This window comes from Thermaerobacter composti (assembly GCF_033582035.1).
Classification (GTDB): domain Bacteria; phylum Bacillota; class Sulfobacillia; order Thermaerobacterales; family Thermaerobacteraceae; genus Thermaerobacter; species Thermaerobacter composti.
Window position 1 is genome coordinate 788,990 of sequence record NZ_CP132508.1, and the last position, 19,162, is coordinate 808,151.

Here is a 19,162-nt window from a genome sequence, read left to right on the forward strand (position 1 = left end):
GATGAAGTGGTTATGGGCACTGGGGCGTCGGCTGGCCGGGCTCGCCGAGGTCGTCCTCGTGTGGGCCGACGCGTTGGTTCCCAAAAGACGACAAATCCTGTTCTCCTCCGGCAATGGACGGATGTATGCGGACAATGCCCGGTATCTGTTCGAATACATGGCGCGCCATACGCGGGAACGGCTCGTGTGGTGGTTCCACGATCCGCGCCTCGTGGCATGGGCCCGTCAACGGGGAGTGCAGGCCGTGTTCGCACGGAGCCTGGCGGGGTTGTGGACGGCCCTGCGCAGCGGGGTCTGGGTGATGGATCATGGCCCCATCCTCCCTGCGTGGCATCCTCGGCGGCGCGTCACGGTCCAGTTGTGGCACGGGGTTGGGCCCAAGCGGGAGCCCGCGCGAACGGCGCCCATCCGGGTCGTCCGCAAGCAGCGGGAGTTCTTCTCGAAATACGATCTTTTCACCACCACCTCGTACGAGGTGGCCCCGGAGTGGGGCACCCGGATCCCGCTGAAACCGGGCGCCCTGGTCCTCGACGGCTATCCACGGCACGACGCCATCCTGCGGGATGATCGCGAGCGGGCCCGGGAGCGGATCGCGCGCGTGTTGGGTCGGCCTGGATTGCCGGCGCGCATCCTGCTCTACGCCCCCACGTGGCGCGAGCAAGGGGCAGAAGCCGAGCCAGACTGGACACGGTTGGAGGAATTGGTGGAGAAGTCGGACACGCTGGTCCTGCTGCGAACCCACCCCCTTTACTCGCGCTGGCAGCCGTCCCGGCTGGATCGCCGGTTCGTCCGATTCAATGGGGACGTGGCACCCGATATCTACGAGTACCTTGCAGGGGTTGACGTGCTCGTGACCGACTACTCGAGCCTATGTGTGGACTTTCTCGTCCTGCGGCGACCGATCGTCTTTTACGTGCCCGATCTTGAGGAATACGACCGCGTGCGAGGCATTCACTGGCGGTATCCCGACGATTTCCCGGGCGACGTGGCAGCATCCATGGACGAGCTCGTCCCGGTGTTGGAGCACGTACTCACCCGCGGCCGTCTCACCGAGGCAGGGGCGCGGCGCCAGGCCGTGCTCTACGACCGGTATTTCGCTCTGCCGCCGGGCCGGGCATGTGAGCGCTTGACCGCCCGGATCGAGGAGTTGATGGACCGGCGATGGCCACGCCACGACCAGCGTTCAACGCAGTGATCCTGGGCGCAGGGGTGGGAAGCCGCCTGGGCCCGCTGACCGCCGATCGACCCAAGGCCCTGTTGCCCCTGGCGGACGGCGGCGACACGTTCCTCGATCACTCCCTGCGTTGCCTGCAAGGGACGCCGGTGCGCCAGGTGCACGTGGTGGGCGGCCACGCCTTCGCCGCCCTCGAGGCCCATGTGGCGGCGCGCTGGGGGGACTGGCTGCGCAGGGGCGTCCTGGTGTTGCGGCGGTTTCCCGACTTCCGCACGGTGAACAACATCGGCACGCTGTACTTCGCGCGGGCGGCCTTCGTGGAGCCGTGCCTCCTGCTGAACTCGGACATCGTCTACCACCCGGCGATCCTGCGACGGGCCCTGGAGCACATGGCCCAGGAAGCGGACCAGTCCTTCATGGTGGTGGACGGCAGCGTGGATCTGGCCGAGGAGGAGATGAAGGTCGCCGTCGGCGCGGAGGGGTTCCTCCGGGCGGTGAGCAAGCGCCTCGCCCCTGCGGAGTCCGCGGGCGAATACATCGGGATCCTCTACCTGACGCCGGCCGATGCCGACGTGGTCCTGTCGGCGGCGGGGGACCTCCTGGCGGCCGGGCGCACCGACCTGTACTACGAGGACGTCATCCACAGCGTCCTGGATCGCATCCGATTGCGGCCCCTGTTCATCGACGGCCTGCCGTGGACGGAAGTCGATACGGTAGAGGACTACCAACGGGCCCGGGCGCTGTACAGCGAGCTCAAGCGCGATGCGGCCGGTGGCAGCCATGCGCACCATTGAAGTGAGTCGGATCCTCAAGGTGGTCGAAACGACGGCCGACGCCGGCCGACAGATTGCCGAGGCCCTGGCGGTGCTCGCGGTCCGGCGCCCGGCCGTCTTTTGTGGGCCGGGTCGCACCCGCGAACTGGCGGAACAGATCGTGGGCATGTTGGGCGCGGCGGCACCGCTGCTCGTGGTCCGCGAGGCCAGCGCGAGGGAGAGCGAGCGTCTCGAGGACGAGGTGACCCGCCTGGAGAGCGACGCCATCGTCGCCGTCGGCGGGGGGAGCGTCCTGGACACGGGCAAGTTCGTGGCTGCTCGCCTGGGGATGGCGGTGGTGGCCGTCCCCACCCAGATTTCCCACGACGGCATCGTCTCCCCGGTTGCCGTGATCCGTGACGGGGACAACCGGAAGCGCAGCTTGGCCGCTACGATGCCGGCGGCCGTGATCGCCCCGCTGCACTGGATCCAGGACGCTCCCACGCCGATGCTGCTGGCGGGCATCGGCGACCTGCTCTCCAACTTCTCGGCCATCGAGGATTGGCGGCTGGCCCAGGACCACCAGAGGGACCGGTTCGACGACTTCTCGGCCTTTCTGGCACGGCACGCGGCGCGTTCGGTGCTGCGCTCCTTGCTGCAGGGGGCGTCGGTGCGGTCGCGGGACTTCGTCCTGGAACTATTGGAGGGGCTGATGCTCAGCGGGCTGGCCATGGCCATCGCGGGCACTAGCCGTCCCTGCAGCGGCAGCGAGCACCTCATCAGCCACGCCCTCGACTACCTCTACGGCGGTGTCGCGGCCCATGGCCTGCAGGTGGCGGCGGCGACCGTGCCCATGCTGGTGCTCCAGGGGCAGGACGGGCTGGCCCGCGACGTGTTCCGTGTCTACCGGGCACTGAACATGCCCACGAGCCTGCCGGACCTTGGTCTCACCCGCGACCAGATCGTGGAGGTCGTGCGCCAAGCCCCGCGAATGCGCCCGGGCCGATTCACGATCCTGGATGTGGCCACGCCCTCGCAGGTCGAACGCGTGCTCAAGGCCCCCGTCCCGTCCTGCTGGCCGGCCACTCCGTGACCGTCGCTGCCCCGGCGGCTGCGCCGGCGGCAGGGCGCCGGCGCCGGGCGGCACCAGGTGCGACGGGTCCCTGTTCGTGGAGGCATCGACGGACTTGGCTCGATACCGCCTGGCTCGCTCTGTCGCCTTGTTCGTGCTGCTCACCACGATCGGACGCCTGCTGGGCTTCGCTCGCGAGATGGTCTTGGCGGCGGTCTTCGGTGCGAGCGAAGTGACCGACGCCTACACCATCAGCTTCTCCATCCCGGGCGTCCTCTTCGCTGCCGTGGGCACCGCCATCACCACGGTGATGGTGCCCATGCTGGCGGCCCACCGGGCGAGGGGGGACGATGTCGCATTCCGACGGCTCGCGTGGACCCTCTTCCACGCCCTGCTCCTGGTTCTGGTGATCCTCCTGACACTGGCCCTCGCCGGTTCGGGCTGGCTGGTGCGGCTGTTCGCACCCGGGTTCACCGGGGACCAGTTTGAGTTGACCCGTCGCCTGACCATGATCATGTTGCCCGGCATCGTCTTCATGGGGCTCACCGGGTGGATGGAGGGCGTCCTCAACTCCAGCAAGAGCTTTACGGCCCCGGCGGCGGTCTCGATCCCGATGAACCTGGTCTTGATCGCGGTCACCTGGTTCCTGGGGACGCGCTACGGCATCGAGGCCGTAGCGTGGGGTACGCTGGCCGGCTTCGCCTCCCAGGTGGTCCTGCAGTGGACCGCGCTGCGCAAGATAGGACTCCCCTACGTGCCGGTGCTGGACTGGGGCGATCCCGATCTGCGGGCCGCCGCCCGCCGCACCACCCCGGTGCTGCTGGCGACGGTGACCCGTCAGGCGAGCCAGGTGGTGAACCGTGCGCTGGCTTCCGGCCTGCCCGCGGGAAGCGCCGCATCCCTGTCCTTCGCGTACCGCGTGTACCTGCTGCCCCTGGGCTTGCTGGCGATCCCGCTGGTGACCGTGCTGTATCCCGACATGGCGGAGCAGGCGGCCGGCAACCGGATGCAGGCCTTGTCCGCCACCATCAACCGGGCCCTACGCCTTTTGACCTTCATCATGGCACCCCTGACGGCGGGGGCGGTGCTGCTACGGGTGGAGATCACCGCGCTGATCTACGAACGGGGCGCCTTCGACCGGATGGACACGCTGCTCACGGCCACCGCTCTGCTGTACTACAGTCTCGGCATGATTCCCTTCGCATGGCGCGAGCTCCTGAGCCGGGCCATGTACAGCCTCGGCGACACGCGGACCCCTGCCACCAACGGCATGATGTCCATGGGCCTCAGCATCGTGCTGTCCCTGCTGTTGGTCCGGTTCATGGGCCACGGGGGCATCGCGCTGGCCACCGCCCTGGCCACGTGGTGGGCCGCATTGAGCCTGATTTTCCGTCTGCGGCGGCGGTATGCGCAGTTGCGCTTCTACCCTCTGGCGGTGGGCTCGCTGCAGGCTGCGGTGGCGACGGCCGCGATGTCGATCGCCGTCTGGGCCTTGCGCGGGCCTCTGCTGGGGCGGCTGGGACAGCATGCCGGGTTCGTGCCGCTGACGGCAAGCACCCTGGTCCTGGTCGGGGTGGGTGCCGTCGTCTACCTGCTGGCCTTGCTCGCGCTCGGCGTCGAAGAGCGCCGACTCCTGACTGACCTGCTGGGTCGGGCGCTGGCTCGCCCCCAAAAGGAGCGACGAGTGGGAAATGGCTGATCAAGACGTCCAGGCATCATCCAGAGGCGTCCGGGGCATGCTCAAGCCCATGGATGCCTGGTGGACGGTGCTGGTGATCGATCCCATCGCCGTCCGCCTGACCGTTTGGATCGCACGCTACACCCGGTTGACCCCCAATGCCGTGACCGCCATCGCCAACCTCATCGGCTTCCTGGCAGGGCTGGCCTTCCTCACCGGTTCCCTGGCGGCAGGGGCTGTATTGTACCAGGTGGCCTTCCTGTTCGACTGCGTGGACGGCAAACTGGCCCGTTACAAGGGGATGAGCTCGCCAGTGGGGGCGTTCCTGGACTGGATCCTGGACCGGTCCATGGACGTGTACGCGGCCATCACCCTGGCCATCGGCGCTTTCAGGCGCACGGGGGACGTCCACGTGCTGGTGGCGGGGATGGTGTGGCTCGGACTCTTCTCCGTGCGTTACCTGATGGTCCAGCGGCGTCACCTGCTGCTGGGCTTTGGTCAAGAACCCCAGGAGTCGATCCGCGTGGGCCTGGCCCGGAAGGGATTCGCGCGCCGGTGGATGGATCTCTGCCGGCGCCACCGACTCTATCCGGTACCGAGCAACATCGAGATCTTCCTGGCGACCTTCACCGTGTTCCCGCTGTTGCATCGGCCGCTTTGGGGGTTCGTGGCCGGTGCCGCCGCGTTCGCCGTCCTGTCAGCGACGGGCCTGCGCACCGTCGTCCGTGAACTCGGTCGGCGTGCCTCCGTAGCCGACCCGGGCGACTGAGGCCGGGCAGCGGACGCTCGATCTGGCTGGCCGGGTGGCGCGGCGATGGCCCGTGGGGGTGGAACGGTGGTTCCCGATCGCTCTGGCATGGGCGAGGGATGGGCACAGCGCATGGGTACCGCATCCGGTGGTCCCGTGTCGCGTGCCGAGTTGCTCGTTCGCATAGCCTGGGGTCGTTTGACGAGCGGGAGCACGAGGAACTGATAGACCGTGGTGGCCGGCGGGCGAGGTGATCCGGCATAGGGTGACGAAAGCGGAAGCTATGGCGACCCGTCTTGCAGCCGGGAGGTGCCACGATGTCCGCCGTCCGCACCATTCGCGCGCCACGCGGGTCCACCCTCACCTGCCGGGGGTGGCAGCAGGAAGCGGCCATGCGCATGCTGATGAACAACCTGGACCCGGAGGTGGCGGAGAACCCCGACCAGCTCATCGTCTACGGAGGAACCGGCAAGGCCGCCCGCAACTGGGAGGCCTTCGAGCGCATCGTCGAGACCCTCAAGGTCCTGCGCAACGACGAGACCCTGCTGGTCCAGTCGGGCAAGCCGGTGGCCGTCTTCGAGACCCACGAGCGGGCGCCGCGCGTGCTCATCGCCAACTCGCTGCTGGTTCCCAAATGGGCGACCTGGGAGCACTTCTGGGAGCTGGAGGGCAAGGGGCTCATCATGTTCGGCCAGATGACCGCAGGCTCCTGGATCTACATCGGTTCCCAGGGCATCATCCAGGGCACGTACGAGACCCTGGCCGCCGTGGCCCGGCAGCACTTCGGCGGGTCGCTGGAGGGCCGGGTCGTCCTGACCGGTGGCCTCGGCGGCATGGGCGGCGCCCAGCCCCTGGCCATCACGATGAACGGCGGCGTGGGGCTGATCATCGAGGTCGACGAGCGGCGCATCCGCCGCCGGGTCGACATGGGTTACTGCGACCGTTGGACGGCGGACCTGGACGAGGCCCTGCGCTGGGTCGAAGAGGCGCGCCAGAAGAGGGAGCCCTTGTCCGTGGCCCTCCTGGGCAACTGCGCCGAGGTGGAGCCGGAGCTGGTGCGCCGTGGGTGGATCCCCGACGTGGTGACCGACCAGACCTCCGCCCACGATCCGCTGGGAGGCTATGTGCCGGCGGGGCTGACCGTGGCCGAGGCGGAGCGGCTGCGTTCGTCCGACCCGGAGGAGTACGTGCGGCGGTCCATGGCCAGCATGGCGGCCCATTGCGAGGCGATGGTGGCGTTCCAGAAGGCGGGGGCCGTGGTCTTCGACTACGGCAACAACCTGCGGGGCCAGGCGAAGGCGGCCGGGTTCGACGAGGCCTTCAGCTATCCCGGGTTCGTCCCGGCGTACATCCGGCCCCTGTTCGAGGAGGGCAAGGGACCCTTCCGCTGGGTCGCCCTCTCGGGGGACCCCGAGGACATCTACAAGACCGACCGGGTGATCCTGGAGGAGTTCGGGCGCGAGAACGAGGGCCTGGCGCGGTGGCTGCGGTTGGCGGGGGAGAAGATCCCCTTCCAGGGGCTGCCGGCGCGGATCTGCTGGCTGGGCTACGGCGAACGGGACCGGGCGGGGCTCTTGTTCAACCACATGGTGAAGAAGGGCGAGCTCAAGGCGCCCATCGTCATCGGCCGCGACCACCTGGACGCGGGGTCGGTCGCCTCGCCCTACCGCGAGACGGAGGGGATGAGGGACGGCTCCGACGCCATCGCCGACTGGCCGATCCTCAACGCGCTCATCAACACGGCGGCGGGGGCCTCCTGGGTGTCGGTGCACCACGGCGGCGGCGTGGGCATCGGCTACTCGATCCACGCCGGGCAGGTGGTGGTGGCCGACGGCAGCGACGAGGCCGAGTGGCGGCTTGCCCACGTGCTGCGGACGGACCCGGGGATGGGCGTGGTGCGGCATGCCGACGCGGGTTACGAGCGGGCCCAGCAGGTGGCCCGGGAACGGGGGATCAAGATGCCGTCCCTGGGGATCGGGATGGACGCCGGGAATGGGCGCCAGGGCGGCTGACGGGGGCGGGGCGGGGAACGGGGCGCGACCGCAAACGGGATAACGGGACGCGGCCTGCAAGGGCGTGGTATGTGACGCTCGGCGAAGTATTGCGGGGGGCCGGGCGCCACCAGAAACGGGAGAGGCGGCCGGAGACGGGGCGTGGCCGGGCCCCCGACGCCGACGAGAGCCAAAGCCACGCCAGTGCGCGGGGAAACGCCCCAGTGCGCGGGGAAACGCCGGTGAGCGATGGAGGGACGTCGACCGTGCATCCATCCCGGGAACCCGTCGACCTGCTGATCGGACCTGCGGCCCAGGTGGCGACGCCCCGGGCGGCCGAGCGGCCGCCGGCCGGCCCCCAGCAGGGGCGGCTCGAGGTGATCCCCGGTGGCGCCGTGGCCGTCCGGGACGGGCGGATCGTGGCCGTGGGGCCCTACGCCGACCTGGCGCGGCGCTACGACCCGGCCGAGGTGCTGGACGCTTCGGGCTGCACCGTGGTGCCGGGGTTCGTCGATCCCCACACCCACCTCTGCTTCGCCGGGTGGCGGGCGGAGGAGTTCGAGCGGCGCCTGGCCGGGGCCAGCTACCAGGAGATCCTGGCGGCGGGCGGCGGCATCCTCGATACGGTGCGCCGGACCCGGGAGGCGTCGGAGGTCGAACTGGCCGCCGCCCTGCGCCGGCGGCTCCTCGAGGTGTTGCGCCTGGGCACCACCACGGTAGAGGTCAAGAGCGGCTACGGCCTGACCACGGCCGACGAGCTCAAGATGCTCCGGGCCATCCGCCGGGCTGCCGACCCGGCCGACGACCTCGACGGCACCTGGCCGCTGGGGGCCGGGGCGTGGGGACCCGCCAACGGCCCGCGGCTGCGGAAGAACCGGCCCGGGGCCACAGGAAGCGGGGGGCCGGGTAGCGGCAGCGACGTCGACGCCGGCGACGGCGCGGGTGGCGCTAGACTCGCTGGTGGCGGGACCGCTGGTGGCGGGGCCGCTGCCGGTGCGGGCGGTGCGGCCGCAACCTGGGCCGCTGCCGGTACGGCCCACGCCCGACCGACGGCCGGCACCGCCCCCCCTCGTGCGGCTGCCGGAGCTGCTGCCCGCGCAGCGGTTCCTGCGGCTGGGCCCGTGGCCGCCGGACCGGCCGCCGACCGGGCGGGTGGCCACGGGGATCTGGGCAGCGGGCTGGTTCTTCCCGAGGTGGTGGCGACCTTCCTTGGGGCCCACGCGGTGCCTCCGGAGTACCGGGGCCGCCCGGACGAGTACGTCGATCGGATCGTGGAGGAGATGCTGCCGGCGGTGGCGCGGGAGGGCCTGGCCGAGTACGCCGACGTCTTTTGCGAGCAGGGCGTGTTCGACCTGGAACAGACCCGGCGGATCGTGGAGGCTGCCCGGCGCCTGGGCTTCCGCATCCGCCTCCACGTGGATGAGCTCACTCCCCTGGGCGGGGCGGGGCTGGCGGCCCGGGTGGGGGCGGTGTCGGCGGACCACCTGCTCCACGTGCGGGACGAGGACATCCCCCGGCTGCGGGAGGCGGGGACGGTGGCGACCCTGCTGCCGGGAACGGCTTTCTTTTTGCGGGAGCCGTATGCCCCCGCCCGGAAGCTGATCGCGGCGGGCGTTCCCGTCGCCCTGGCCACGGACTACAACCCCGGCAGCCACCCGGCCGGCAGCATGCCCCTGGTGATGGCCATCGCGTGCGTGGGGATGGGGATGACGCCCACCGAGGCCCTGGTTGCGTCCACCCTGGGTGGCGCCTGGGCGCTGGAACGGGCCCAGCGCCTGGGCAGCCTGGAGCCCGGCAAGCAGGCCGACCTGGTGGTGATCGACGCGCCCTCCTACCAGCACCTGGCCTACCGGCTGGGAACGGTGCCGGTGGTGGCGGTGGTGAAGGGTGGCCGGGTTGTTGTGGCGTAACGGGCCGGGTATCGTGGAGGGTGTCACGAAGAGGGCGGGGTCTCGTGCGGTTGGGGCCCGGCGTGGTGAGGACCCGGCGCCGTTGGCGGCCGGCGCGGGTAGAACCCGGCGCGATTGGAACCCGACACTGGGGGGCCGGCGTCGTTAGAACCCGGTACGGTTGGCGCCGCGCGCTGTTGCAGCCCGCGTAACGGGTCGCCGGCGGAACCGGCGGGGGGCGGCCGTGCCGTGCCGCAGGCCGCAATGGAGGCCGCAAGCTGATAAGGAAGGCATGCCCATGGTGCCACGGCCGCACAATTGAACGGCGACAACCTGGCCGCCGGCCCGGCCAAGAACCGGGGCGTCAAGCCGGCCGGCAACCGGGCCGGCGAGCCGGGCACCAGCCCGGATGGGCACCCGGGCGGCCACCCGGGCAGCGGCTCGGGCGGCAAGGACCCCCGCGTCGGCGACCTGCTCCAGCGGGAAACCCGCTGGCGGGCTGAATTCAGCAGGCTGCGGTCCATCCTCCTTGACCGGCCCCTGGAGGAAACCGTCAAGTGGGGGCAGCCCTGCTATACCCACGGCGGCAAGAACGTGGTGCTGATCCACGGCTTCAAGGACTACTGCGCCCTGCTCTTCTTCAACTCACGTTTGACAGCGCGTAGTGCCATGCTGCGCAATGACCGCTGCGCAACGTGAGTCAGCCCAAGCGACGAACCCCGCCGGGCGACACGTCCGTCGGGATAAGGATGAGCTCGCCGCACCGGGTTGCCCAAGTGCCACTCCGGGGTGATGCGTCAGCTCCGGACCCTGGAAGCGGAGGGCGGCAGCATCCCGGGCATGCGGGATGCTGCCAAACGACGCAGACGGCTACCGGTGCGGTTGGGCGAGGCGCGCCCGCTCATGCGGCGATCCAGCCGCAGGGGGCGGGAGGAACGGCCCCGGGCGTTGGCCCGGGGATCGGGAAGGCGGCTTGCGCCGCCCCGGCCTTGCCGGCCGGAAGGTAAGGAGGAGGCCGCCATGCGGCGCGTTCCCGTGCTCTCTCGGCGGGGAGAGCCGCTGATGCCGTGCCGGCCCGACCGGGCCCGGCACCTGCTCAGGCGGGGCAAGGCGAAGGTCGTCTGGATCGACGGGATGATCTTCGCGCTGAAACTGACCTACGATTTGCCGCACCCGGCGGTCCCGGGTCTTTGGGTCGGGGACGATCCGGGCGGCAAGACCCGGGCGCTGAGCGTGGTCCTGCCGCGGGCCCGGCGGTGGCCGGACGAAGTGCTGGCCGTCGCGATTCCGGTGCCCCAGGGCGAGGTGCGCCGGCGGCTCGAGCAGCGGCGGGCCTACCGCCGGCTGCGGCGCTATCGGCTCCGCAGCCGGCCCGCCCGCTTTGCCAACCGGCGGCCGCCGAAGTGCTGGGTGTGCGGCGGCAACGCCCGTCCAGGGACGGACACGTGCCGCCACCACCGGGGCACGCCGCGTACGGGCTTGCCCCAGCCGGCGCCGTGGCTTCCGCCCTCGGTCAAGGCGCGGGAGGACGTCCTGCTCCGCGTGCTGGCGAAGCTGCAGGCGTTTCTGCCCATCCGGCGGGTGACCGTGGAGGTCGGGCGGTTCGACCTGCAAAAGCTCCGCGATCCTGACATCGACGGAGCAGCCTACCAGCGGGGCCCACGCTACGGGCACGACAGCACCCTGGCGGCGCTGGTGGCGGCCTACGGTGACCGGTGCGCCTACTGCGGCGGCCCGGGGCCCTTGACCATCGACCACGTGCGGCCCCGGAGCCGCGGGGGGACGAACGCCTGGGAGAACCTGCTGCCGGCCTGCCGGCCGTGCAATCAGGCGAAGGGGAACCGGACACCGGAGGAGTGGGGCGTCCGCCCCCGGGTCAAGCCCAAGCCCCTGGGCAAGGCGTTCCGGATGGCGACCTGGACCCAGCAGGGGAAGGGGTATTTGCTCTGGCGGCTCCGGCAAATGGGCCTCGAGATGCGGACCACCTTCGGCGCCTACACCGCCTGGGCCCGTAAGGTGCGGGGCGCGGAGAAAAGCCACTTCATCGATGCGGGCCTCATCGCCCTGAGCGATTACCCCAGCCCCGAGGCACCGGCGGTGCCACTCGCGGGCCTGCGGCTTGAGGCCCGGCCTGCGTCCTTCCGGCCCCGGCAGGCGTACAAGGCCGAGCGCTACGCCGAGGGGAAGCGGCCGAGCCAGGCCGTGCGGCTCTCCTCAGGGTGGGCGCGACCGGTGCGGGTGAACGCCGGGGTGCGGCTTGGGCCCAAGCCCCAGGTGGTCCCTGCGGGGTGCCGCCGGGGGATCCCGCGGCGTGAACTGGTCGCCTGTGGCGATCTCGTCCGGCTAGAGGGCGATGGGCGTCTGGCGGTGGTGACCGCCATCAAGAGCCGGGGGACCGTCGCCTGCGTTCGTCCCGATGGCGTCGTGACGGAGGTGAGCGCCCGGCGGATCCGAAGGTATCGGCCGCGGCCGGGCATCGTGCTATGGGCGGGCGGAGGCGGCGCCCGATAAGCCGATCCCGCCCGTGTCGTGCCACGCAAGACCGCGGCCCCTGCTGGAATGCCACGCAACGAATCCAAGCGTGATGCGGGTTCGTCGGGGGTGATGTCAAACGGGAGTCAAACGGAGACGGTGCGGGTGGCCCGGCAGATGCGGTTCACGAGCCTGGCGGAGATCGAGGCGAAGGAGCCGGTCATCCGTGACTACGTCCGCCGGGCCATCGCCGTGGAGGAAGCGGGCTTGGGGGTTGACTTCGCCGAGGGGCGGGACCTGCCGGTCCCCGGCGAGCTCGAGGAGAAGTTTGCCGCGATGCCGGAACTGAAGGCGGCCTGGGAGGCCCTGACCCCAGGGCGCCGGCGGGCTTACATATTGTATTTCACTCGGGCGAAGCAGCCGGTGACGCGGAAGAACCGGATCGAGCGGTCGATCCCGCGGATCCTGGAGGGCAAGGGGCTCAACGACTGAAGCCGGGCACCAATCTAGTGACGGCATGAACGCACCGGGTGACGCCCCCCGATCCCGGGCGGTCGCGGTGGGAACCGGCTGGGACGAACCGGCAGAGGTTCGCGACAGCAGCGATGCACGCAGCCGGCGACACGACAGCCGACGAGGGGTTCGTAGCTGCTTACCATTCCATCGTCATCTGTTATCAGCCGGAGGCGAACCTTTCGCATAACGGTTCCCCCCACTTCCGACCCGTCCCCTCTTCGGCTTGCGGATGGAACATATGTTTGGTATCCTGGGAAGGGAGGATGATCGGGCCGATGCAGGCGACCTTCCAGACGAAGATCCATGACCGGTCGGTTTACCCGGCCCTGGACGCCCTCGCCGCCCTGTACGGTCGCCTGCTGCGCCGGTTGTTCGTCGATCTCTACGTGCGGAAGCGTCCCCTTGTCGAATGCAAGCGGGAGTCCATTGCCCGCGACGGCATCACAGCCCGCTACTTCAACGCGCTGGCCACCGAACTGAAGGCCAAGGTGAAGGCGGCGGAGGAAGCCCATCGGCACCATCTGGCGCATCTGCGCGGGCAGATCCAATCCACCGAACGCGCGATCGCCAAGCTCCACAAGCAGGCGAAAGCCTTGGCCTCGGGCAAGGGGCGCTGGGCGACCCTTGCCCCCCAAGAGCGGGCGGCGCGCCGGCGCCGGATCCGGTTTCGGCTTCACCAGAAGAAGCGGCGGCTGGCGATGCTGCGCGCCCGCCTGGCAGCGGCGGAAGCGCGGGCGGGATCGCCGCCGATTTGCTTTGGCTCGCGGCGTTTGTTCCACCGGCAGTTCCACCTGGAGGCGAATGGGTTCGCTTCCCACGACGCATGGCGCAAGGCATGGCGCGATGCCCGCAGCCAAAGCTTCTTCTGCATCGGTTCCAAAGACGAGAGGAGCGGCAACCAGACCTGCTCGCTCTTGGGCGACCGCTTGCGCCTTCGGGTGCCCAACGCCCTGGCCGGCCGCTTTGGGCGGCATGTTTGGCTGCACGGCGTCCGTTTTCCCTATGGACAGGATGTCATCCTGGCGGCCCTCGCGTCCGGGCAAGCGATTTCCTACCGCTTTGTCCGGAAGAACGGCGCCTGGTACGTCTTCGCCACCACCGAACGGCCCGCGGCCCCGATCACGACATCGCGGAGGGCGGGCGCCCTTGGCGCCGATCTGAACCCCGACCGGCTGGCCGTGGCGGAGGTCGACCGCTTCGGCAACCCGGTGGCGGCGCGCGACATCCGACTTCCGCTCCAAGGCAAGCGCCGGGAGCAGGTGAAGGCCATCCTGGGCGATGCGGTGGCGGACCTGGTGGCATGGGCCAAGGGCGCCGGCAAGCCCATCGTGGTGGAGCACCTGGACTTCCGGGAGAAGAAGACCCGTCTTCGAGAAGACGACAAGCGATACGCCCGCAAGTTGTCCGCGTTTGCTTACGGCAAATTTTACGCCCTGCTCATGTCCCGGGCCGCCCGGGAAGGCGTGGAGGTGCTCCGCGTCAACCCGGCCTTCACCAGCGTGATCGGCAAGGTCAAGTTCATGGCCCGGTACGGGCTGTCGCCCCACGCGGCCGCGGCGGTGGCGATCGCCCGCCGGGGCCTGGGTTTGGGCGAGCGCTTGCGCTCCGGAACCGCCCGCCCTCTACCCGCGAGGAATCGAGGGCGGCACGTCTGGAGCGATTGGCGGCGCATCGCCCCGTCGGTGCGCGGCCAGCGGCCGCACCGGCTCTATGAGCGGTCCTCCGAGGACGCCCCAGGTCGGGGGGAACCCCGATCCACCCGGGCACCGGCGGCCTCAAGGCCGCACGGCCCCGGGTGCGATGGTCTGGCTTGGGGTCCGGGGTGCGATCCCCCGGCGCGAATCGTCGGGAACACCGTTCGCCCGGCGTCATAGGCGGATGCAATCAATGCCTATGTTTTGAGGAACGGCAAGCAGAGGGGGGTAAAGGCGATGCAGGCGCCGCAACAGCCGAAGGCCGGAATGCCCTTCACCGGCATCGCCACCTTTGCCCGGGCGCCCTACGTGCCCCCCGAGGCGCTGCAGCCCGGCCAGGCCGATTTTGCCGTCATCGGGGTGCCCTTCGACGCGGTCGTAGGCTTCCGGCCGGGCCAGCGGCTGGCGCCGCGGGCCATCCGCGATCTTTCCACCCGTTACGCCCTGCCCTGGGGACCGGCCAACCCCGGCTACTGGGACATCCAGGACGACCGTTGGTATCTTCAGGGCTGCCGGCTGGTCGACCTGGGCGACGCCGACCCGCTCTACACCGACCTGGATCACCTGGATCGCAGCGTGGAGCACGTGGTGGGCGCCGCCTTGCGGGCGGGAGCCGTGCCGGTGGTGCTGGGGGGCGACCATTCCATCACCTACTCGGTGTTGCGCGCGTACGGCGAGCTGCTGCAGGCCGCGGCCAGGTCGGGGTCGGCGGCCTGGTTCGCCGGTCGACGTGGTTGGCCGCACGGCGAGCTGCCGCAGCCGGCGGCCAGCCCGGGGTCCTCCCCGGCGGAAGGCGGGCCGAGCGCCGGCGCCACCGTCCCGGCGGGACGAACCGGCCCCAGCCCGTTGCCGTCACCGGGCGCCACGTCACCGAGGGGCGCGGTTGCCCATCCCATGGAAGGGATGGAGCCGCAAGAGGGGGCCCGAGGGGGGGCCCAAGGGGGCGGCCAGGGGGACGCCCAAGGGGACGGCCCAGGGGATGGCGGGGGACGGCTGCACATCCTTCAGATCGACGCCCACCTCGATTACACCGACCGCGTGGCCGGGTTCCTCCGGTCCAACTCGAGCCCCTTCCGCCGGGCGGCCGAACTGCCGTACGTCGGGACCATCACCGTCATCGGCGTCCGCGGCATCCGCACCAGCCCCGAGGCCTATGCGGCCGCCGTCCAGCGGGGCAACCGCATCGTGACCATGCGGGACTGGCGGGCCGCGTGGGCTCGACGAGCGGACACCACCGCGGAGGCGAGGACGGGTGGGCCGACGGGCTCTGGCCCAGGGGCCAGCCCGGCCGGAGGGGCAGGGTCACGCGGTCGAACGAGCCCGGGCGGTGAGGAGCGGGCCGGCAGCCGACTGGGCTGGCCGCCCGCACAAGGCGATGACGCGAACCCGCTGGCTGACGCGAACCCGCTGGCGTCCTTCCTGGCGGCCATTCCCCCCGGCGGGCCGCTCTACATCAGCCTGGACATCGACGGCTTGGACCCGGCGGTGGCCCCCGGCACGTCGAGTCCCGAACCGGGCGGCCTGACCTACGAGGAGGTCCGGGAGATCCTGCGCCTGGCGGCGAGCCGCGCCCGGGTGGTGGGCATCGACATCGTGGAGGTCAACCCGTACCTGGACCCGGGTGGGATGACGGCGCTGCTTGCGGCTCGCCTGGCCATCGAAGCCATGGCGTTCAGCCATGATGCTCCGGCTCGGACGGCACCGGGGTCCTGAGCCCTCCCCCTCGGGTGAGGGTGAGCACGCTGGGATCGATGCGCCAGGGCGGGAGCCCGAGGGGGAAGCGCACGGAAGCGCAATGCGATCGGTGGGAGGCAGCCGGAGAATGGACCGAACCAACGGGGCGGCGTCGGGGTGCGGCGGCGGGCAAGCCGTGCCTTCTTCCACCGAGATCCAGCGCCTGGCGACCCTCATCCGCGGGGCGCGCCACATGGTGGCCTTCACCGGGGCCGGGGCCAGCACCGAATCGGGCTTGCCCGACTTCCGCTCGTCGCAGGGCCTGTGGCGGCGGGTTCCGCAGCACATGGCCAGCCTGGCGTTCCTGGAGCGCCACTTCGACGAGTTCGTGGCCTTTTACCACCAGCGGATCGCGGCCCTCGAGGGGGCGCGGCCCAGCCGGGTCCACCGCATCCTGGCCCGGTGGGAGGCGGCGGGATGGCTGAAGGCCGTGATCACCCAGAACGTCGACGGCCTCCACCAGCAAGCTGGATCGCGCCGGGTGCTGCCGCTGCACGGCGACCTGCGGACGTGCCGCTGCCAGCGCTGCGGACGAACCCAGCCCTCCGAGGCCTTCCTCAGCCACCCCTACTGCGGTTGCGGGGGGCGCCTCCGGCCCAACGTCGTGCTCTTCGGCGAGCCCCTGCCAGCCGCGGTCTGGGAGCAGGCCCGGGGCGAGGCGCTTCGCTGCGACTTGATGCTGGTGGTCGGTTCGTCCCTCGAGGTCTATCCCGCCGCGTCCCTTCCCGAGCTGGTGGCAAGGCGGGCGGCCGCCGGCGAGGCTGTGCTGGCCATCGTCAACCGCGACCCGACGCCGCTGGATGAGGAGGCGGGACTCGTCCTCCGCGGGCTGGCGGGGGACGTCCTGGAACGGGTCGACCAGGAACTGGCGCGGCTGGAGTCGAACCGTACCGGCAAGCGGCGCGAAGACGAGGCCCTGCCAAGCGATCCATCCGGCTGAGGACGTGGATGGCGCTTCGGTAAGGCAGCGGGTGGTTACCGTGCGTCCTTGCATCAGACGCGGGTGAGTGGGGGGGAGGGAAAGCCGTGACGGGAGCGGCCCAGGACGGGAGCCGCAACAACGGGATCTTGCTCGATCCTGCCGGGCTTCTTCAAATCCTTGAGAGCAATCGCCGCCTCACCGTGTGGGTCATCGAAGCGTTCCCGGAGGAGGCCCTCTTCCAATACAAGCCCGTGGAGATCCTGCGCCCCTTTGCCGAGATGGTCCAGGAGATCCTGAACATTGAAGACGATTACGTCCGCGGCATTGCCCTGGGCGAGTGGTACTTCGGCAAGGTGGCGGACGACGCCCGCACGAAAGCCGACCTCCTGGCCGCTTGCGAACAGGTCCGGGCCCGAACGCGCGAACTGTGGCCTCGGGTGACGACCGAGCGCCTCTTGCAGGTCGAGTCGGATCCCTTCTTCGGAGGCCCGCCCCAGAGCCACTTTGAGCGGTTGGTGTATGCCCTGGAGAACGAGATCCACCACCGGGGGCAGGGGTACGTGTATCTGCGGGAGCTGGGCATAGAGCCGCCCCTGTTCTATGAGCGCTGAAGCATGGACAGTATGGACGGCGCCGGGCCACCGATTCGGTGCTCCCAGTGACCCGGCCCGGTCTTGCCCTCCGTCCGCCGCCCGACGAGGTCCTTGCCGGCTCGGCCAGCGAGCCACCAGGAGGGATGCCATGCAGTTCCGGGTGCGTCTTGGCCCCGACCTGGCCAGGGCGGCCGGGGTGCCGGTGGCGGTTGTCGAAGCGCCCATGGAGACCACCGTTGAGCAGATCCTGTTGCGGCTGGGCGAGGACTATCCCGCCCTGCGGGAGGCCCTGTCAACGGCGTTGCTGGTTGCCGGCGGGCGCGTGTTAGGCCGCCGGGAAGTAGTTCCGGCGGGGGTTGACCTGGCCTTGCTGCAGCCCATGGCGGGCGGGCAGGGAGACGGGTAGCCTCTAGCATCCCTTAGGGGGGAGATCCATGGCGTTGCCCTTGCGCACCGCGGACGAAACCGTCTTTGTCGACCGCTTCACCGACGGCGTCTTGGACCCCGAACAGCCCATGCTGGGACCCGTCCGCGACGGCGGGCATATCGTGGCCAACACCGCCCCGGGTTGCTGGGGGCCGATGATCACGCCCCACCTCAAGGGCGGGCACGAGGTGACCGTGCCCGTGGCCGTCGAGGGGGCGGAAGTCGGGGACGCCGTCGCCATCCGGATCAAGGACATCACGGTGACCTCCATCGCTACGGCCTCGGGCAACGACCGCCCCATGGAGGGGCGTTTCGTCGACGATCCATACTGCGCCGCTCGCTGTCCCCAGTGCGGCACCATGTACCCGCCGACGCGGCTTGAAGGCATCGGGCCCGAGTCGGTCCGCTGCGCCAACTGCGGCGCCGACGCGACGCCCTTCACCTTCACCAACGGCTACACCATCGTGTTCGACGCCACGCGGCGGGTGGGGGTGACCGTCCACCGCGAGGCGGCGGAGGCCATTGCCCGCGACGCGGCCCGCTATGCCGCCCTCCCGGCCCGTTCGACGCAGAACCCCATCCTGCGATTCGCGCCCCACGACCTGGTGGGTGTGGTGGCGCGGCTCCGTCCCTTCCTCGGCCAGCTGGGGACGGTACCGGCGATCCGCATGCCGGATTCCCACAACGCCGGGGACTTCGGCGCGTTCCTGATCGGTAAGCAGCACGAGTTCGCCTTGACGCGGAACAGCTTGCCCTTCGCACTGACGGGCACATGGACTGTGACGCCGTACGTGCGGGTGCCATCGTGATCGCACCGGTCAAGGTGCCAGGGGCTGGGGTCTACCTCGGAGACATGCACGCCCTCCAAGGGGACGGTGAGATCGCCGGCCACACCTGTGACGTCTCCGGCACGGTGACCCTTCAGGTCGAGGTCATCAAGGGCCTGAACATCGACGGCCCCATCCTCTTCCCGGTCCCGGAGGACCTGCCCTACTTGGCCCGGCCCTTCACGGAGGAAGAACTGGCCCGCGCCCGGGCTCTGGCGGAGCAGTGGGGGCTTCGCGAGTTGGAGCGAACGGCCCCCATCTCGGTGATCGGCACGGGACCGGATCTCAACGCGGCCACCGACAACGGCCTGGAACGGGCCGCTCGGCTGCTCGACATGACCGTACCCGAGGTGAAGAACCGGGCCACCATCACAGGGGCCATCGAGATCGCGCGGCACCCCGGCGTAGTGCAGGTGACCTTCCTGGCCCCCGTCGACCGGCTGGCACGGATTGGGCTTGGGCCGTACATCGAGGCGCAGTATGGGATCAAGGTGTAGGTCGCCTTGGCTCCCTCGGTCGTTGCGGCCGGACCAGGGGCATCCGTGTCGAGGCCCCGCGACCATGGGACACCGTCGGTGCGACGCCGCCCCCCGAACCCGCCGCGTGCGGGACGATGGGGGGCGGCGCCGCTCTGGGGCGTCCATGCGGTCGGGCGCTGGGCAGCGCAGTCGGCG

General features: G+C 70.4%; 17 protein-coding genes. All 17 read left to right on the forward strand.

Going from position 1 to position 19,162, the window contains the following annotated elements:
- The first annotated feature begins 1 nt into the window (after position 1).
- The 17 genes from Q5761_RS03120 to Q5761_RS03200 all read left to right on the forward strand — a co-directional run bounded on the left by Q5761_RS03120 (position 2) and on the right by Q5761_RS03200 (position 18,985).
- Complete coding sequence (locus Q5761_RS03120; protein WP_318751165.1) at positions 2 to 1,195, forward strand: CDP-glycerol glycerophosphotransferase family protein; 1,194 nt, start codon at positions 2 to 4, stop codon at positions 1,193 to 1,195.
- Entirely contained in the window at positions 1,162 to 1,968 is an 807-nt protein-coding gene (locus Q5761_RS03125) for a phosphocholine cytidylyltransferase family protein (protein ID WP_318751166.1), read from the forward strand. Before Q5761_RS03120 ends, Q5761_RS03125 begins: the two co-directional genes overlap by 34 nt.
- A complete protein-coding gene (locus tag Q5761_RS03130; protein ID WP_318751167.1) occupies positions 1,955 to 3,019 on the forward strand; it encodes an iron-containing alcohol dehydrogenase family protein in 1,065 nt (354 codons plus the stop codon). The genes Q5761_RS03125 and Q5761_RS03130 overlap by 14 nt, the downstream gene beginning before the upstream one ends.
- A gap of 94 nt (positions 3,020 to 3,113) precedes the next feature.
- Positions 3,114 to 4,697, forward strand: a complete 1,584-nt coding sequence (murJ, locus tag Q5761_RS03135) for a murein biosynthesis integral membrane protein MurJ (RefSeq protein WP_318751168.1) — start codon at positions 3,114 to 3,116, stop codon at positions 4,695 to 4,697.
- Positions 4,698 to 4,734: 37 nt separating this feature from the next.
- Entirely contained in the window at positions 4,735 to 5,445 is a 711-nt protein-coding gene (locus Q5761_RS03140; protein ID WP_318751169.1) for a CDP-alcohol phosphatidyltransferase family protein, read from the forward strand.
- Between the two features lie 296 nt (positions 5,446 to 5,741).
- Positions 5,742 to 7,436 (forward strand): urocanate hydratase, encoded by a 1,695-nt coding sequence (gene hutU, locus Q5761_RS03145; RefSeq protein WP_318751170.1) that lies wholly within the window; start codon positions 5,742 to 5,744, stop codon positions 7,434 to 7,436.
- A 245-nt stretch (positions 7,437 to 7,681) separates the two neighbouring features.
- Positions 7,682 to 9,325 carry an imidazolonepropionase gene (locus Q5761_RS03150; RefSeq protein ID WP_318751171.1) on the forward strand — a complete coding sequence of 548 codons (1,644 nt, stop codon included), beginning with the start codon at positions 7,682 to 7,684 and terminating at the stop codon, positions 9,323 to 9,325.
- A 297-nt stretch (positions 9,326 to 9,622) separates the two neighbouring features.
- A complete protein-coding gene (locus Q5761_RS03155; RefSeq protein WP_318751172.1) occupies positions 9,623 to 10,003 on the forward strand; it encodes a DUF1801 domain-containing protein in 381 nt (126 codons plus the stop codon).
- A 321-nt stretch (positions 10,004 to 10,324) separates the two neighbouring features.
- Positions 10,325 to 11,815, forward strand: a complete 1,491-nt coding sequence (locus Q5761_RS03160) for an RRXRR domain-containing protein (RefSeq protein ID WP_318751173.1) — start codon at positions 10,325 to 10,327, stop codon at positions 11,813 to 11,815.
- A gap of 138 nt (positions 11,816 to 11,953) precedes the next feature.
- On the forward strand, positions 11,954 to 12,268 hold the full coding sequence (locus tag Q5761_RS03165; protein ID WP_318751174.1) for a YdeI/OmpD-associated family protein: 315 nt from the start codon (positions 11,954 to 11,956) through the stop codon (positions 12,266 to 12,268).
- Positions 12,269 to 12,555: 287 nt separating this feature from the next.
- Positions 12,556 to 14,166 (forward strand): IS200/IS605 family accessory protein TnpB-related protein, encoded by a 1,611-nt coding sequence (locus tag Q5761_RS03170; RefSeq protein ID WP_318751175.1) that lies wholly within the window; start codon positions 12,556 to 12,558, stop codon positions 14,164 to 14,166.
- Between the two features lie 57 nt (positions 14,167 to 14,223).
- Entirely contained in the window at positions 14,224 to 15,699 is a 1,476-nt protein-coding gene (locus Q5761_RS03175) for an arginase family protein (RefSeq protein WP_318751176.1), read from the forward strand.
- Between the two features lie 157 nt (positions 15,700 to 15,856).
- On the forward strand, positions 15,857 to 16,660 hold the full coding sequence (locus tag Q5761_RS03180; protein WP_318751177.1) for an NAD-dependent deacylase: 804 nt from the start codon (positions 15,857 to 15,859) through the stop codon (positions 16,658 to 16,660).
- A gap of 86 nt (positions 16,661 to 16,746) precedes the next feature.
- Positions 16,747 to 17,253: a DinB family protein gene (locus Q5761_RS03185; protein WP_318751178.1), complete on the forward strand. Its 507-nt coding sequence runs from the start codon at positions 16,747 to 16,749 to the stop codon at positions 17,251 to 17,253.
- Between the two features lie 130 nt (positions 17,254 to 17,383).
- Entirely contained in the window at positions 17,384 to 17,641 is a 258-nt protein-coding gene (locus Q5761_RS03190; RefSeq protein WP_318751179.1) for a MoaD/ThiS family protein, read from the forward strand.
- 28 nt (positions 17,642 to 17,669) lie between these two features.
- Positions 17,670 to 18,470, forward strand: a complete 801-nt coding sequence (locus Q5761_RS03195; protein ID WP_318751180.1) for an acetamidase/formamidase family protein — start codon at positions 17,670 to 17,672, stop codon at positions 18,468 to 18,470.
- A complete protein-coding gene (locus Q5761_RS03200; protein ID WP_318751181.1) occupies positions 18,467 to 18,985 on the forward strand; it encodes an acetamidase/formamidase family protein in 519 nt (172 codons plus the stop codon). The genes Q5761_RS03195 and Q5761_RS03200 overlap by 4 nt, the downstream gene beginning before the upstream one ends.
- The last annotated feature ends 177 nt before the right edge of the window (positions 18,986 to 19,162 follow it).